Annotated in this window: 24 protein-coding genes; all 24 read left to right on the top strand. The window is 52.9% G+C overall.

Annotated elements, in window-relative coordinates; genetic code table 11:
• Nucleotides 1–11: 11 nt before the first annotated feature.
• The 24 genes from rplB to rplQ all read left to right on the top strand — a co-directional run bounded on the left by rplB (nt 12) and on the right by rplQ (nt 11,731).
• Entirely contained in the window at nt 12–833 is an 822-nt protein-coding gene (rplB, locus tag PG900_RS18905; protein ID WP_005307957.1) for a 50S ribosomal protein L2, read from the top strand.
• Between the two features lie 22 nt (nt 834–855).
• The gene (gene rpsS, locus PG900_RS18910) at nt 856–1,134 is read left to right on the top strand and encodes a 30S ribosomal protein S19 (protein WP_005307960.1); all 279 of its coding nucleotides are present in this window, start codon (nt 856–858) and stop codon (nt 1,132–1,134) included.
• A gap of 10 nt (nt 1,135–1,144) precedes the next feature.
• Entirely contained in the window at nt 1,145–1,489 is a 345-nt protein-coding gene (gene rplV / locus PG900_RS18915; RefSeq protein ID WP_011704314.1) for a 50S ribosomal protein L22, read from the top strand.
• Between the two features lie 3 nt (nt 1,490–1,492).
• Nucleotides 1,493–2,206: a 30S ribosomal protein S3 gene (rpsC, locus tag PG900_RS18920; protein WP_005331168.1), complete on the top strand. Its 714-nt coding sequence runs from the start codon at nt 1,493–1,495 to the stop codon at nt 2,204–2,206.
• 13 nt (nt 2,207–2,219) lie between these two features.
• Nucleotides 2,220–2,633, top strand: coding sequence for a 50S ribosomal protein L16 (rplP, locus tag PG900_RS18925; protein WP_005307963.1), 414 nt, complete (start codon nt 2,220–2,222; stop codon nt 2,631–2,633).
• Nucleotides 2,633–2,824 (top strand): 50S ribosomal protein L29, encoded by a 192-nt coding sequence (gene rpmC / locus PG900_RS18930; RefSeq protein ID WP_005307965.1) that lies wholly within the window; start codon nt 2,633–2,635, stop codon nt 2,822–2,824. Before rplP ends, rpmC begins: the two co-directional genes overlap by 1 nt.
• Nucleotides 2,824–3,072 (top strand): 30S ribosomal protein S17, encoded by a 249-nt coding sequence (gene rpsQ / locus PG900_RS18935; RefSeq protein WP_005307966.1) that lies wholly within the window; start codon nt 2,824–2,826, stop codon nt 3,070–3,072. The genes rpmC and rpsQ overlap by 1 nt, the downstream gene beginning before the upstream one ends.
• Before the next feature lie 147 nt (nt 3,073–3,219).
• Nucleotides 3,220–3,588 (top strand): 50S ribosomal protein L14, encoded by a 369-nt coding sequence (rplN, locus tag PG900_RS18940; RefSeq protein ID WP_005307975.1) that lies wholly within the window; start codon nt 3,220–3,222, stop codon nt 3,586–3,588.
• 11 nt (nt 3,589–3,599) lie between these two features.
• Nucleotides 3,600–3,917: a 50S ribosomal protein L24 gene (gene rplX / locus PG900_RS18945; protein ID WP_005307977.1), complete on the top strand. Its 318-nt coding sequence runs from the start codon at nt 3,600–3,602 to the stop codon at nt 3,915–3,917.
• A 13-nt stretch (nt 3,918–3,930) separates the two neighbouring features.
• Complete coding sequence (gene rplE, locus PG900_RS18950) at nt 3,931–4,470, top strand: 50S ribosomal protein L5 (protein WP_005331162.1); 540 nt, start codon at nt 3,931–3,933, stop codon at nt 4,468–4,470.
• A gap of 10 nt (nt 4,471–4,480) precedes the next feature.
• Entirely contained in the window at nt 4,481–4,786 is a 306-nt protein-coding gene (rpsN, locus tag PG900_RS18955) for a 30S ribosomal protein S14 (RefSeq protein WP_011704315.1), read from the top strand.
• A gap of 21 nt (nt 4,787–4,807) precedes the next feature.
• A complete protein-coding gene (rpsH, locus tag PG900_RS18960) occupies nt 4,808–5,200 on the top strand; it encodes a 30S ribosomal protein S8 (protein WP_011704316.1) in 393 nt (130 codons plus the stop codon).
• 13 nt (nt 5,201–5,213) lie between these two features.
• Nucleotides 5,214–5,747, top strand: a complete 534-nt coding sequence (rplF, locus tag PG900_RS18965) for a 50S ribosomal protein L6 (RefSeq protein WP_005307981.1) — start codon at nt 5,214–5,216, stop codon at nt 5,745–5,747.
• Between the two features lie 9 nt (nt 5,748–5,756).
• Nucleotides 5,757–6,110: a 50S ribosomal protein L18 gene (gene rplR / locus PG900_RS18970; protein WP_011704317.1), complete on the top strand. Its 354-nt coding sequence runs from the start codon at nt 5,757–5,759 to the stop codon at nt 6,108–6,110.
• A 14-nt stretch (nt 6,111–6,124) separates the two neighbouring features.
• Nucleotides 6,125–6,625 carry a 30S ribosomal protein S5 gene (gene rpsE, locus PG900_RS18975; RefSeq protein WP_270801366.1) on the top strand — a complete coding sequence of 167 codons (501 nt, stop codon included), beginning with the start codon at nt 6,125–6,127 and terminating at the stop codon, nt 6,623–6,625.
• Between the two features lie 6 nt (nt 6,626–6,631).
• A complete protein-coding gene (gene rpmD / locus PG900_RS18980) occupies nt 6,632–6,811 on the top strand; it encodes a 50S ribosomal protein L30 (protein WP_005307985.1) in 180 nt (59 codons plus the stop codon).
• 2 nt (nt 6,812–6,813) lie between these two features.
• The gene (gene rplO, locus PG900_RS18985; protein WP_005307987.1) at nt 6,814–7,251 is read left to right on the top strand and encodes a 50S ribosomal protein L15; all 438 of its coding nucleotides are present in this window, start codon (nt 6,814–6,816) and stop codon (nt 7,249–7,251) included.
• Nucleotides 7,252–7,259: 8 nt separating this feature from the next.
• A complete protein-coding gene (secY, locus tag PG900_RS18990) occupies nt 7,260–8,588 on the top strand; it encodes a preprotein translocase subunit SecY (protein ID WP_010672567.1) in 1,329 nt (442 codons plus the stop codon).
• A gap of 27 nt (nt 8,589–8,615) precedes the next feature.
• A complete protein-coding gene (gene rpmJ / locus PG900_RS18995; RefSeq protein WP_005319705.1) occupies nt 8,616–8,729 on the top strand; it encodes a 50S ribosomal protein L36 in 114 nt (37 codons plus the stop codon).
• 139 nt (nt 8,730–8,868) lie between these two features.
• Nucleotides 8,869–9,225 carry a 30S ribosomal protein S13 gene (gene rpsM, locus PG900_RS19000; protein WP_005307991.1) on the top strand — a complete coding sequence of 119 codons (357 nt, stop codon included), beginning with the start codon at nt 8,869–8,871 and terminating at the stop codon, nt 9,223–9,225.
• A 14-nt stretch (nt 9,226–9,239) separates the two neighbouring features.
• On the top strand, nt 9,240–9,629 hold the full coding sequence (gene rpsK / locus PG900_RS19005; protein ID WP_005319702.1) for a 30S ribosomal protein S11: 390 nt from the start codon (nt 9,240–9,242) through the stop codon (nt 9,627–9,629).
• A 39-nt stretch (nt 9,630–9,668) separates the two neighbouring features.
• Nucleotides 9,669–10,289 (top strand): 30S ribosomal protein S4, encoded by a 621-nt coding sequence (gene rpsD, locus PG900_RS19010; protein ID WP_011704319.1) that lies wholly within the window; start codon nt 9,669–9,671, stop codon nt 10,287–10,289.
• Between the two features lie 25 nt (nt 10,290–10,314).
• The gene (locus PG900_RS19015; RefSeq protein ID WP_005307997.1) at nt 10,315–11,304 is read left to right on the top strand and encodes a DNA-directed RNA polymerase subunit alpha; all 990 of its coding nucleotides are present in this window, start codon (nt 10,315–10,317) and stop codon (nt 11,302–11,304) included.
• Nucleotides 11,305–11,347: 43 nt separating this feature from the next.
• Nucleotides 11,348–11,731: a 50S ribosomal protein L17 gene (gene rplQ / locus PG900_RS19020; protein ID WP_005307999.1), complete on the top strand. Its 384-nt coding sequence runs from the start codon at nt 11,348–11,350 to the stop codon at nt 11,729–11,731.
• The last annotated feature ends 434 nt before the right edge of the window (nt 11,732–12,165 follow it).

A 12,165-nucleotide genomic window follows, 5' to 3' on the forward strand; every position in this document is an offset into this window, starting at 1 on the left:
AGTTCTGAAAAATGGCAATCGTTAAGTGCAAGCCTACTTCTCCGGGCCGCCGCCACGTCGTCAAGATCGTCAACCAAGACCTGTACAAGGGCAAGCCCTTTGCAGCTCTGCTGGACAAGAAAGACAAGTCCGGTGGTCGTAACAACAACGGCCGCATCACCACCCGTCACATCGGCGGTGGTCACAAGCAACACTACCGTATCGTCGACTTCAAGCGCGACAAAGACGGTATCCCGGCCAAAGTAGAGCGCCTGGAATACGATCCTAACCGTACCGCAAACATCGCCCTGGTGCTGTATGCAGACGGTGAGCGTCGTTACATCCTGGCTCCGAAAGGCCTGAAAGCTGGTGATGCAATCGCTTCTGGTGCTGATGCCGCAATCAAGGTAGGTAACACCCTGCCGATGCGCAACATCCCGGTCGGTTCTACCGTTCACGCTGTTGAGATGAAGCCTGGTAAAGGTGCCCAGCTGGCTCGTTCCGCTGGTACTTTCATCCAGATCCTGGCTCGTGAAGGTAACTATGTAACTCTGCGTCTGCGTTCCGGCGAAGTACGTAAAGTTCTGGCCGAGTGCCGCGCCACCATCGGTGAAGTTGGTAACTCCGAGCACATGCTGCGTCAACTGGGTAAAGCCGGTGCAAACCGCTGGCGTGGTATTCGTCCGACCGTTCGCGGTATGGCGATGAACCCGGTCGACCACCCGCACGGTGGTGGTGAGGGTCGCAACAAGGGCATGCAGCCTGTGTCCCCATGGGGCCAGAAGGCTAAAGGCTTCAAGACCCGTAAGAACAAGCGTACCGACAAGTACATCGTACGTCGTCGTAACAAGTAATTGTTAACATAGAGGAATCACCATGCCACGTTCTCTCAAGAAGGGTCCATTTATTGACCTGCACTTGCTGAAGAAGGTAGAGAAAGCGGTGGAAAGCGGGGATAAAAAGCCGGTTAAGACCTGGTCCCGTCGTTCAATGATCATCCCGAACATGATCGGTTTGACCATCGCTGTCCATAATGGTCGTCAGCACGTTCCGGTTTTCGTTACCGAAGAAATGATCGGTCACAAACTGGGTGAATTCGCACCGACTCGTACTTATCGCGGCCATGCTGCTGATAAGAAGGCTAAGAAGCGCTAAGGGATAAATGATGGAAGCTATCGCTAAACACCGTTATGCCCGTACTTCTGCCCAGAAAGCTCGTCTGGTAGCCGATCAAGTACGTGGTCTGTCCGTAGACAAGGCTCTGAACATCCTGACCTTCAGCCCGAAAAAGGCTGCAGCTCTGGTGAAGAAAGTGCTGGAATCTGCCATTGCAAACGCTGAGCACAACGAAGGCGCCGATATCGACGCGCTGCGTGTTGCTACTATCATGGTCGACGAAGGTCCCTCCATGAAGCGCATCCGTCCGCGTGCCAAAGGTCGTGCGGATCGTATCCTCAAGCGTACCGCTCACATCACCGTAGTGGTATCCGACGCTAAGGCTGGGAGATAAGCAATGGGTCAGAAAGTACATCCTAATGGCATTCGCCTGGGTATTACCAAGCCTTGGAATTCTACCTGGTTCGCGAACACCAAAGACTTCGCTGACAACCTGTACAGCGATTTTCAAGTACGCCAGTTCCTGACCAAGGAACTGAAAAACGCGTCCTTGTCCAAGATCACCATCGAGCGTCCGGCCAAGAGCATCCGTGTGACCATTCACACCGCTCGTCCGGGTGTTGTGATCGGTAAGAAAGGCGAAGACGTTGAGAAACTGCGCAAAGCTGTAGCCGCAATTGCTGGCGTGCCTGCTCAGATCAACATTTCCGAAGTCCGCAAGCCGGAGCTGGATGGCAAACTGGTTGCCGACAGCATCACTTCCCAGCTGGAGCGTCGTGTAATGTTCCGTCGTGCTATGAAGCGCGCCGTACAGAACGCAATGCGCCTGGGTGCCAAGGGCATCAAAGTGGAAGTTTCCGGTCGTCTGGGCGGCGCTGAAATCGCGCGTACCGAATGGTACCGTGAAGGTCGTGTGCCGTTGCACACCCTGCGTGCCGACATCGACTACGCAACTTCTGAAGCCCACACCACTTACGGTGTGATCGGCGTTAAAGTTTGGATCTTCAAGGGCGAAGTTCTGGGCGGTCTGGCTGCTGTTAATGCCGCTGCTGCTCAAGAGCAAGCTCCTGCAAAGCCCAAGCGTGACAACAAGCGCCGCGCTGCTAAGTAAGGAGATTCGGTAAATGTTGCAACCAAAGCGTACTAAATTCCGCAAGACCCACAAGGGTCGTAACCGCGGTCTGGCCAACTCTGGTAACGAAGTATCCTTCGGTACCTTTGGCCTGAAGGCGACATCCCGTGGTCAACTGACTGCTCGTCAAATCGAAGCAGCCCGTCGTGCCATGACCCGTCACGTTAAGCGTCAAGGCAAGATCTGGATCCGTGTGTTCCCGGACAAGCCCATCACCGAAAAGCCCCTCGAAGTTCGTATGGGTAAAGGTAAGGGTAACGTGGAATACTGGGTTTGCCCGATCCAGCCTGGCAAGGTTCTGTACGAGATGGATGGTGTACCTGAGGCTCTGGCGCGTGAAGCGTTTGCCCTGGCCGCAGCTAAGCTGTCCGTTCAGACCACTTTCGTAATTAAGACGGTGATGTGATGAAAGCCCAAGATCTGCGTCAAAAGAGCGTCGAAGAACTGAACCAGGAGCTGCTGGGTCTGCTGCGTGAGCAATTCAACATGCGCATGCAAGCTTCCACCGGCCAGCTGGCTCAGACTCACACTCTGAAACAAGTGCGTCGTGACGTCGCACGTATCAAGACTGTACTGACTGAGAAGGCAGGTGCGTAATGACTGACAAGATCCGTACTCTGCAAGGTCGTGTAATCAGCGACAAGATGGACAAGTCCATCACTGTTGCTATCGAGCGCAAGGTAAAGCACCCGATCTACGGTAAGATCATCAAGCGCACTACCAAGCTGCACGTACATGATGAAAACAACGAATGCAAAGCTGGCGACCTCGTGGAAATCCGCGAATGCCGCCCGCTGTCCAAGACCAAGTCCTGGACCCTGGTTGCCGTTGTAGAAAAGGCCTAATCGGTACTTTGTAGTCCAAACGGCCCCTTAGCGGGGCCGTTTGTTTTTTAGGCTACCTTTTCTAAAAATCCTGTGTTATAGTTTCGCGCCTTTTGAAGGCAGCCAGATCCCGAGAGGGATAAGAAGTAAACAAAGCGGAGCACTAAGATGATCCAGATGCAAAGTATGCTGGGTGTTGCCGACAACTCCGGCGCTCGCAGTGTAATGTGTATTAAGGTTCTGGGTGGTTCGCACCGCCGTTACGCCGGCATCGGCGACATCATCAAGGTTTCCATCAAGGAAGCCATTCCTCGCGGTAAAGTGAAGAAAGGTGATGTGTATAACGCGGTGGTCGTACGCACCCGTAAAGGCGTTCGTCGTCCGGACGGCTCTGTCATCCGTTTCGACAACAATGCGGCTGTGTTGCTTAACAACAACCAACAGCCAATCGGTACTCGTATTTTTGGCCCGGTGACTCGTGAACTGCGTAATGAGAAGTTCATGAAGATTGTGTCCCTGGCACCCGAAGTACTGTAAGGAGTCGAACGATGGCAGCTAAAATCCGTCGCGAAGACGAAGTGATTGTTCTTACCGGCAAAGACAAGGGCAAGCGTGGCAAAGTCACTCAAGTCCTGATTGCAAAAGGTAAGGTAATCGTGGAAGGCATCAACCAGGTGAAGAAACACCAGAAGCCGGTACCCGCACTGGGTCAGGCTGGCGGTATCGTCACCAAAGAAGCCCCCATCGATGTATCTAACGTAGCGCTGTTCAACTCTGCCACTGGCAAGGCTGACCGCGTTGGTTTCCGGATTGAAGACGGCAAAAAAGTCCGTTTCTTCAAATCCACCGGCGAACTTGTGAAGTAATTGGAGTTTAACGATGGCGAAACTGCATGATTACTACAAATCCGATGTAGTAAATGAACTGTCCAAACAGTTCGGTTACAAGACTATCATGCAAGTCCCTCGGATCGAGAAAATCACCCTGAACATGGGTGTTGGTGAAGCGATCTCTGACAAGAAATTGCTGGAAAATGCTGCTGCCGATATGGCTGCCATTTCCGGTCAGAAGCCGCTGATCACCAAAGCTCGCAAATCTGTTGCGGGCTTCAAGATTCGTGAAGGCTACCCGATAGGTTGTAAAGTAACCCTGCGTGGCGAGCGTATGTGGGAGTTCCTGGAACGGCTGATTTGCATCTCCGTACCGCGTATCCGTGACTTCCGTGGCCTGAACGCTAAAGCGTTCGACGGTCGTGGTAACTACTCCATGGGCGTGCGTGAGCAAATCATCTTCCCGGAAATCGACTATGACAAGGTCGATCGCGTCCGTGGTCTGGATATCACCATCACCACTTCCGCGAATACCGATGAAGAAGGCCGTGCTCTGCTGGCTGCCTTTAACTTCCCATTCCGCAAGTAAGGTTAGGGTTATGGCTAAAACTTCCATGAAAGCACGTGAAGCAAAGCGTGCGAAGCTGGTAGCCAAGTTCGCCTCCAAGCGAACCGAGCTGAAAGCTATCATTGTTGATATGAACGCTTCTGAAGAAGCGCGTTGGGATGCTGTCCTGCAACTGCAACAGCTGCCCCGTGATTCCAGTCCGTCCCGCCAGCGTAACCGTTGCAATATTACTGGTCGTCCGCACGGTTTCCTGCGCAAGTTTGGCCTGTCTCGCATCAAGGTGCGTGAGCATGCCATGAAGGGCGAAATTCCGGGCCTGAAGAAGGCTTCTTGGTAACGAATCTCGGGAGTTAGACTTATGAGCATGCAAGATCCGATCGCGGATATGCTGACCCGCATCCGTAACGGTCAGGCGGCGAGCAAAGTTGCGGTTTCCATGCCTTCTTCCAAGCTGAAAGTGGCTATCGCCAAAGTGCTGAAAGAAGAAGGTTACATCACTGGCTACTCCGTAGCTGGTGACGTGAAGCCGGAACTGGAAATTGAACTGAAATATTTCCAGGGCAAGCCAGTTGTAGAACTGATCCAACGCGTGAGCCGTCCCGGCCTGCGTATTTACAAGCGCACTACTGATCTGCCGAAAGTTATGGGCGGTCTCGGTGTTGCTATCGTGTCCACGTCTAAAGGTGTGATGACTGACCGTGCTGCCCGCAAAGCAAGCATGGGCGGTGAGATCATCTGCTACGTCGCTTAATAGGAGGTAGGAAATGTCTCGTGTTGCTAAGGCACCCGTCACTATTCCTGCTGGCGTAGAGGTGACTCTGAACGGCCAGGAACTGTCCATCAAAGGTGGTAAAGGTTCCCTGGTTCGCTCTATTCACGCCGGTGTAGAAGTGACCAAAGAAGACAATGTACTGAAGTTCGCCCCGCGCGACGGCATCGCTGGTGCTGACGCTCAGGCCGGTACTGCCCGTGCATTGGTCAACAACATGGTAATCGGTGTTACCCAAGGCTTCGAGCGCAAGCTGCAGCTGGTTGGTGTAGGTTATAAAGCCTCCATCAAGGGCAATGCTGTTGCGCTGGCTCTGGGCTTCTCTCACCCGGTAGAGCATGCGCTGCCGGCTGGTGTGACCGCTGAGTGCCCGACTGCCACAGAAATCGTTCTGCGTGGTGTCGACAAGCAGCTGGTTGGCCAAGTCGCCGCCGATATCCGTGCTTACCGCGCTCCGGAGCCCTACAAGGGCAAGGGTGTACGCTATGCCAACGAGCAAGTGCGTACTAAAGAAGCTAAGAAGAAGTAAGGTAACACTATGGACAAGAAAGCAGCTCGTCTCCGTCGTGCTACTCGTGCTCGGAAAAAGATGCAGGAACTGGGAGCTACCCGTCTGGTTGTTCACCGTACCCCGCGTCATATCTATGCGCAGGTTATTGCAGCCAACGGTTCCGAAGTTCTGGCCTCTGCTTCCACAGTAGAGAAAGCCATCAGTGAAGCTATTAAATACACCGGTAACGCTGATGCAGCGACCGCGGTAGGTAAAGCAATCGCTGAGCGTGCTATTGCCAAAGGCGTTCAGAACGTATCTTTCGATCGTTCCGGTTTCAAGTATCACGGTCGCATCGCTGCTCTGGCAGCTGCTGCACGTGACGCTGGTCTTCAGTTCTAAGCTAGGAGTCGAAGATGGCTAAAGTCGAATCTCAAGCCGGCGAACTGCAAGAAAAGCTGATTGCAGTAAACCGTGTTTCGAAAACTGTTAAAGGTGGTCGTATCATGTCCTTCACCGCGTTGACCGTGGTGGGTGATGGTAACGGCCGTGTAGGTTACGGTTACGGTAAAGCCCGTGAAGTTCCGGCCGCTATTCAAAAAGCGATGGAACAGGCTAAGCGTAACCTGAACAAGGTTGAGCTGAACAACGGCACTCTGCACCACCCGGTGCGCGGTGTTCACTCCGGTTCCACCGTGTTCATGAAGCCGGCCTCTCAAGGTACTGGTATCATTGCAGGCGGCGCCATGCGTGCTGTTCTGGAAGTTGCTGGTATCCACAACGTGCTGGCCAAGACCTACGGTTCCACCAACCCAATCAACGTTGTTCGCGCAACTGTCGACGCTCTGGTACAGGGTCAATCCCCGGCCCAGATCGCTGCCAAGCGTGGTCTGCGCGTTGACGAAATTCTGGGGTAATGCGACATGGCTAACACTGTAAAAGTAACTCAAACTCGCAGCTCTATCGGCCGTCTGCCAAAGCACAAGGCGACTCTGCGTGGTCTGGGTCTGCGTCGCATTGGTCACACCGTTGAGCTGGAAGATACTCCCTGCGTACGCGGTATGATCAACCAGGTTTATTACATGGTTAAGGTGGAGGGCTAAGCATGCGTCTGAATACTCTGTCTCCGGCCGCTGGCTCCAAGCGCGTTAAGCACCGTCCGGGCCGTGGTATCGGTTCTGGTCTGGGCAAGACCGGTGGTCGTGGTGTTAAAGGTCAAACCTCTCGTTCCGGTGGCGGCAAAGTCCGCAACGGTTTCGAAGGCGGCCAGATGCCTTTGAAAATCCGTCTGCCGAAGTTCGGTTTCTTCTCCCGCAAATCTTTGGTTTCTGCCGAAGTGCGCCTGAACGAAATCGCCCTGGTAGAAGGTGATGTGGTCGACGTGAGCACTCTGAAGCAAGCCGGTGTTATTACTAAAAACATCGTGTTCGCTAAAGTTGTTCTGTCTGGCAACATTGACCGTGCTGTGACCGTTCGTGGTCTGTCCGTCACCAAAGGTGCACGTGCAGCCATCGAGGCCGCTGGCGGTAAAATCGAGGAATAATCAGTACAATGGCTAAGAAACCAGGATTGGATGTTAAAGCACAGGGTGGTCTGAGTGAACTGAAGAGCCGTCTGCTCTTCGTTCTCGGGGCGATTATCGTTTTCCGTGCAGGCTCTTATGTGCCGATTCCTGGTATTGACGCCGCCGTACTGGCCGAGTTGTTCCAACAACAGAAGGGCACCATCATTGAGATGTTCAACATGTTCAGTGGTGGTGCACTCTCGCGTGCTTCTATTCTTGCGCTGGGGATCATGCCGTACATTTCGGCGTCGATCATTATCCAGCTGCTGACTGTGGTTCACCCCGCTCTTGCTGAACTCAAGAAGGAAGGTGAATCCGGCCGTCGCAAGATTAGCCAATATACCCGTTGGGGCACGCTGGTTTTGGGAACGTTCCAGGCCATTGGTATTGCAACCGGTCTGCCGAATATGATGCAAGGACTCGTGACTCATCCGGGTTTGGGCTTCTATTTCACGGCCGTTGTGAGTCTGGTCACCGGTACCATGTTCTTGATGTGGTTGGGTGAGCAGATTACCGAGCGTGGGATTGGTAATGGTATCTCGTTGATTATCTTCACAGGTATCGTTGCTGGTCTGCCTCATGCCATTGGCGCTACGGCCGAACAGGCACGTCAAGGGGAATTGCACATCCTGCTGTTGTTGTTGCTGGGCTTGATTGTTTTCGCAGTGACTTACTTTGTGGTGTTCGTGGAGCGTGGTCAGCGTCGTATCGTCGTTAACTATGCCAAGCGTCAACAAGGCCGCCAGGTATTTGCCGCGCAAAGCACACACCTGCCGTTGAAAGTGAACATGGCCGGTGTGATTCCTGCGATTTTCGCATCCAGCATCATCCTCTTCCCAGGGACCATTACTTCTTGGTTTGGTCAGGGCGAGGGCAAGATCGCTGACATCCTGCAACAGGTCTCTATGGTCCTGCAGCCGGGTCAGCCCTTGTATGAGATGCTCTATGCAGCAGCCATTATCTTCTTCTGCTTCTTCTATACCGCGCTGGTGTTCAACCCCCGCGAGACAGCAGACAACCTGAAGAAGAGTGGAGCCTTTATCCCGGGGATCCGCCCGGGCGAGCAGACAGCACGTTATATCGATAAGGTTATGACTCGCCTGACATTGGCAGGTGCGCTCTATATAACCTTTATCTGTCTGGTACCCCAGTTCTTGATGACTGCCTGGAACGTACAGTTCTACTTCGGTGGCACTTCGCTGCTGATTATCGTGGTAGTTATCATGGACTTCATGGCTCAGGTTCAGACCCATATGATGTCTCATCAATATGGTGATGTCCTGAGGAAGGCCAACCTGAAGGGCTACGGCCGCTAAAGGTCGGCGTAGTTACGGAGTTAAGCAATGAAAGTTCGTGCTTCCGTTAAGGCAATCTGCCGTAACTGCAAAATCATCAAGCGTCACGGTGTGGTGCGTGTGATTTGCAGCGAGCCAAAGCATAAACAGCGCCAAGGCTAATTTTTTACGGTTAGTACTTGCAACAAATAGTTGTGCTGGCTAATATAGCCAGCCAACTTTTGTTGTGTATTGGTTGACCGCCACGTATCCGCTCACGGGCTTTGTGGTGGTCGTAATCTACTATATGTAGGAGTGAATAGTGGCCCGTATCGCTGGCATTAACATTCCTGACCATAAGCATGCAGTCATCGCTTTGACTGCTATTTATGGCGTCGGTCGTACCCGCTCCAAGGCCATCTGTGCCGCAGCCGGTATCGCTGAGAATGTGAAAATTAAAGACCTGGACGAAGCTCAGATCGAGAGTCTGCGTGAACAAGTAGGTAAATTCACCGTTGAAGGTGACCTGCGTCGTCAGATTTCCATGAACATCAAGCGATTGATGGATCTGGGTTGCTACCGTGGTTTGCGTCACCGTCGTAGCCTGCCTGTTCGTGGTCAACGTACCAAGACCAACGCTCGTACCCGTAAGGGTCCGCGCAAGGCTATCAAGAAGTAACGGGAAGGTAGAAAATGGCTAAAACTCCGACTCGTGCTCGCAAGCGCGTTAAAAAGCAAGTGAGCGACGGTATTGCGCACGTTCATGCATCTTTCAACAACACAATCGTGACCATTACTGACCGTCAGGGCAATGCTCTGTCATGGGCCACCTCTGGTGGTTCAGGTTTCCGTGGTTCCCGTAAGTCCACTCCGTTTGCTGCCCAGGTAGCTGCTGAGCGTGCTGGTGAGATCGCCAAAGAATACGGCGTGAAGAACCTGGAAGTCATGGTCAAAGGTCCGGGTCCCGGTCGTGAGTCTTCCATCCGCGCTCTGAACGCGGCTGGTTTCCGCATCACTAACATTACTGATGTGACTCCGATCCCGCACAACGGTTGTCGTCCTCCCAAGAAGCGCCGCGTGTAACGCTGTAGCTACTTGGTCTAGGATTGTTGGAGAAAGAAGATGGCAAGATATATCGGTCCTAAGCTTAAGCTTAGCCGTCGTGAGGGCACCGACCTCTTCCTGAAGTCTGGTGTTCGTGCGATTGATTCTAAGTGCAAGATTGACACCGTTCCTGGTCAACACGGTGCGCGTAAAGCGCGTCTGTCTGACTACGGTGTTCAGCTGCGCGAGAAACAAAAAGTTCGTCGTATCTACGGCGTATTGGAAAAACAGTTCCGCAACTACTACCGCGACGCTGCCCGTCAAAAGGGTAACACCGGTGAAAACCTGTTGCAGCTGCTGGAAGGTCGTTTGGACAACGTTGTTTACCGTATGGGCTTCGGTGCTACCCGTGCTGAATCTCGTCAGCTGGTGAGCCACAAGGCCATCATGGTCAACGGTCGCGTTGTGAACATTCCTTCTTTCCAGGTTTCCCCTGAGGACGTGATCTGCGTTCGTGAGAAGGCTAAGAAGCAAGCGCGTATCAAAGCATCCCTCGAGGTTGCTGGTCAGCGCGAGAAGCCGACTTGGGTAGAGGTTGATGCCGCTAAAATGGAAGGTGCTTTCAAGCGTCTGCCAGAGCGTTCCGACCTGTCTGCCGACATTAACGAACAGCTGATCGTCGAGCTTTACTCCAAGTAAAGCTAGCTTCTAAAGAGAGGACACAATGCTGGGTTCTGTAACAGATTTTCTTAAACCGCGGCTAGTTGACATCGAGCAAGTTAGCCCGACTCATGCGAAAGTGACTCTCGAGCCACTTGAGCGTGGCTTTGGTCACACGCTGGGTAATGCCCTGCGTCGTATTTTGCTGTCTTCTATGCCCGGTTGTGCAGTTACTGAAGTCGAAATTGACGGGGTACTGCATGAGTACAGCAGCAAAGAAGGTGTACAGGAAGACATTCTTGAAATCCTGCTCAACCTGAAAGGTATCGCTGTGAAGCTGGAAGGCAAGGACGAGGTAACTCTGTCCCTGACCAAGTCTGGAACAGGCCCCGTTACCGCTGGTGATATCACTCACGGTGATGAAGTCGAGATCGTAAACCCGGAGCACGTAATCTGCCACCTGACTGGCGCCAATGCTGAAATCAGCATGCGCCTGAAAGTTCAGCGCGGTCGTGGTTATGTGCCTGCTTCTGCTCGTGTTCACAACGATGATGAAGAGCGTCCTATCGGTCGCCTGCTGTTGGACTCTGCGTTCAGCCCCATCGTTCGTATTGCCTACAACGTTGAGGCAGCACGTGTGGAGCAGCGTACCGACTTGGACAAGCTGGTCATCGACATGGAGACCAATGGTACTCTGGATCCTGAAGAAGCCATCCGTCGTTCTGCCACTATTCTGGCCGAGCAACTGGAAGCCTTCGTGGATCTGCGCGATGTCAGCGTGCCCGAGAAGAAAGAAGAGAAACCCGAGTTTGATCCGATTCTGCTGCGTCCTGTCGATGATTTGGAGCTGACAGTTCGTTCTGCGAACTGTCTGAAGGCAGAAGCTATCCACTATATTGGTGATCTGGTACAGCGTACCGAAGTTGAGTTGCTTAAGACTCCTAACCTCGGTAAGAAGTCCCTGACTGAGATCAAGGACGTGTTGGCCTCCCGTGGTCTGTCTCTTGGCATGCGCCTCGAGAATTGGCCGCCCGCCAGCATCGCTGACGAGTAATCCAGATTACGGGTTTCACAGATTTAGTTAGAAGGATAAGGTCATGCGCCATCGTTTGAGTGGTCGTCAACTGAACCGGAACAGCAGCCATCGTCAGGCTATGTTCCGCAACATGGCCAGCTCCCTGGTTCGTCATGAGATCATCAAGACGACTCTGCCTAAGGCAAAAGAGCTGCGTCGTGTAGTTGAACCGCTGATCACCCTTGCCAAGACTGATAGCGTTGCTAATCGTCGCCTGGCATTTGCCCGTACTCGCGATAACGCGATCGTGGCTAAGCTGTTCAATGAACTGGGCCCGCGCTACCTGGAGCGCGCCGGCGGTTATACTCGCATTCTGAAATGCGGTTTCCGTGCAGGCGACAACGCCCCTATGGCTTACATTGAGCTGGTAGACCGCCCGGCCGCTGCTGAAGCAGCTGCTGAGTGATAAAGAAAAAGCCGGGCTTGTCCCGGCTTTTCTTTTAATGGATTCTGATACTGCCTCAACTGCCTCAACTGCCTCAACTGCCTCAACTGCCTCAACTGCCTCAACTGCCTCAACTGCCTCAACTGCCTCAACTGCCTCAACTGCCTCAACTGCCTCAACTGCCTCAACTGCCTCAACTGCCTCAACTGCCTCAACTGCCTCAACTGCCTCGACTGCTTACTCTTGATCGTGTAGTTCCTTATATAGGTAGGTATTCCTTATTATCGAATGATGATCTTCCATTCACCTGGTACAGAAAAAGCCAGCCGGTGGTATGAGCTGCTCGCAGAGGAGGGCTAATTTAGCTCTGGATTTGGTGGTTTCTGTGGATAAGTTTGTATAAAAGCTGTGCTTGGATATGAATAACTAAAAAAGTGCAGTTTTTTGCAATTTTA

Origin of the sequence: Aeromonas sp. QDB03, assembly GCF_027707985.1 — a bacterium.
Classification (GTDB): domain Bacteria; phylum Pseudomonadota; class Gammaproteobacteria; order Enterobacterales; family Aeromonadaceae; genus Aeromonas; species Aeromonas hydrophila.

Excerpts from the sequence above, each read along its gene's own strand:
- PG900_RS19015 (WP_005307997.1), top strand. The coding sequence starts at position 10,315 with ATGCTGGGTTCTGTAACAGATTTTCTTAAACCGCGGCTAGTTGACATC.
- rplX (WP_005307977.1), top strand. The coding sequence starts at position 3,600 with ATGGCAGCTAAAATCCGTCGCGAAGACGAAGTGATTGTTCTTACCGGC.
- rpsH (WP_011704316.1), top strand. The coding sequence starts at position 4,808 with ATGAGCATGCAAGATCCGATCGCGGATATGCTGACCCGCATCCGTAAC.
- rplB (WP_005307957.1), top strand. The coding sequence starts at position 12 with ATGGCAATCGTTAAGTGCAAGCCTACTTCTCCGGGCCGCCGCCACGTC.
- rpsC (WP_005331168.1), top strand. The coding sequence starts at position 1,493 with ATGGGTCAGAAAGTACATCCTAATGGCATTCGCCTGGGTATTACCAAG.
- rplP (WP_005307963.1), top strand. The coding sequence starts at position 2,220 with ATGTTGCAACCAAAGCGTACTAAATTCCGCAAGACCCACAAGGGTCGT.
- rplE (WP_005331162.1), top strand. The coding sequence starts at position 3,931 with ATGGCGAAACTGCATGATTACTACAAATCCGATGTAGTAAATGAACTG.
- rplN (WP_005307975.1), top strand. The coding sequence starts at position 3,220 with ATGATCCAGATGCAAAGTATGCTGGGTGTTGCCGACAACTCCGGCGCT.
- rplO (WP_005307987.1), top strand. The coding sequence starts at position 6,814 with ATGCGTCTGAATACTCTGTCTCCGGCCGCTGGCTCCAAGCGCGTTAAG.
- rplV (WP_011704314.1), top strand. The coding sequence starts at position 1,145 with ATGGAAGCTATCGCTAAACACCGTTATGCCCGTACTTCTGCCCAGAAA.
- rpsK (WP_005319702.1), top strand. The coding sequence starts at position 9,240 with ATGGCTAAAACTCCGACTCGTGCTCGCAAGCGCGTTAAAAAGCAAGTG.
- rpsS (WP_005307960.1), top strand. The coding sequence starts at position 856 with ATGCCACGTTCTCTCAAGAAGGGTCCATTTATTGACCTGCACTTGCTG.
- rpmD (WP_005307985.1), top strand. The coding sequence starts at position 6,632 with ATGGCTAACACTGTAAAAGTAACTCAAACTCGCAGCTCTATCGGCCGT.
- rplQ (WP_005307999.1), top strand. The coding sequence starts at position 11,348 with ATGCGCCATCGTTTGAGTGGTCGTCAACTGAACCGGAACAGCAGCCAT.
- rplF (WP_005307981.1), top strand. The coding sequence starts at position 5,214 with ATGTCTCGTGTTGCTAAGGCACCCGTCACTATTCCTGCTGGCGTAGAG.
- rplR (WP_011704317.1), top strand. The coding sequence starts at position 5,757 with ATGGACAAGAAAGCAGCTCGTCTCCGTCGTGCTACTCGTGCTCGGAAA.
- rpmC (WP_005307965.1), top strand. The coding sequence starts at position 2,633 with ATGAAAGCCCAAGATCTGCGTCAAAAGAGCGTCGAAGAACTGAACCAG.
- rpsD (WP_011704319.1), top strand. The coding sequence starts at position 9,669 with ATGGCAAGATATATCGGTCCTAAGCTTAAGCTTAGCCGTCGTGAGGGC.
- rpmJ (WP_005319705.1), top strand. The coding sequence starts at position 8,616 with ATGAAAGTTCGTGCTTCCGTTAAGGCAATCTGCCGTAACTGCAAAATC.
- rpsQ (WP_005307966.1), top strand. The coding sequence starts at position 2,824 with ATGACTGACAAGATCCGTACTCTGCAAGGTCGTGTAATCAGCGACAAG.
- rpsN (WP_011704315.1), top strand. The coding sequence starts at position 4,481 with ATGGCTAAAACTTCCATGAAAGCACGTGAAGCAAAGCGTGCGAAGCTG.
- secY (WP_010672567.1), top strand. The coding sequence starts at position 7,260 with ATGGCTAAGAAACCAGGATTGGATGTTAAAGCACAGGGTGGTCTGAGT.
- rpsE (WP_270801366.1), top strand. The coding sequence starts at position 6,125 with ATGGCTAAAGTCGAATCTCAAGCCGGCGAACTGCAAGAAAAGCTGATT.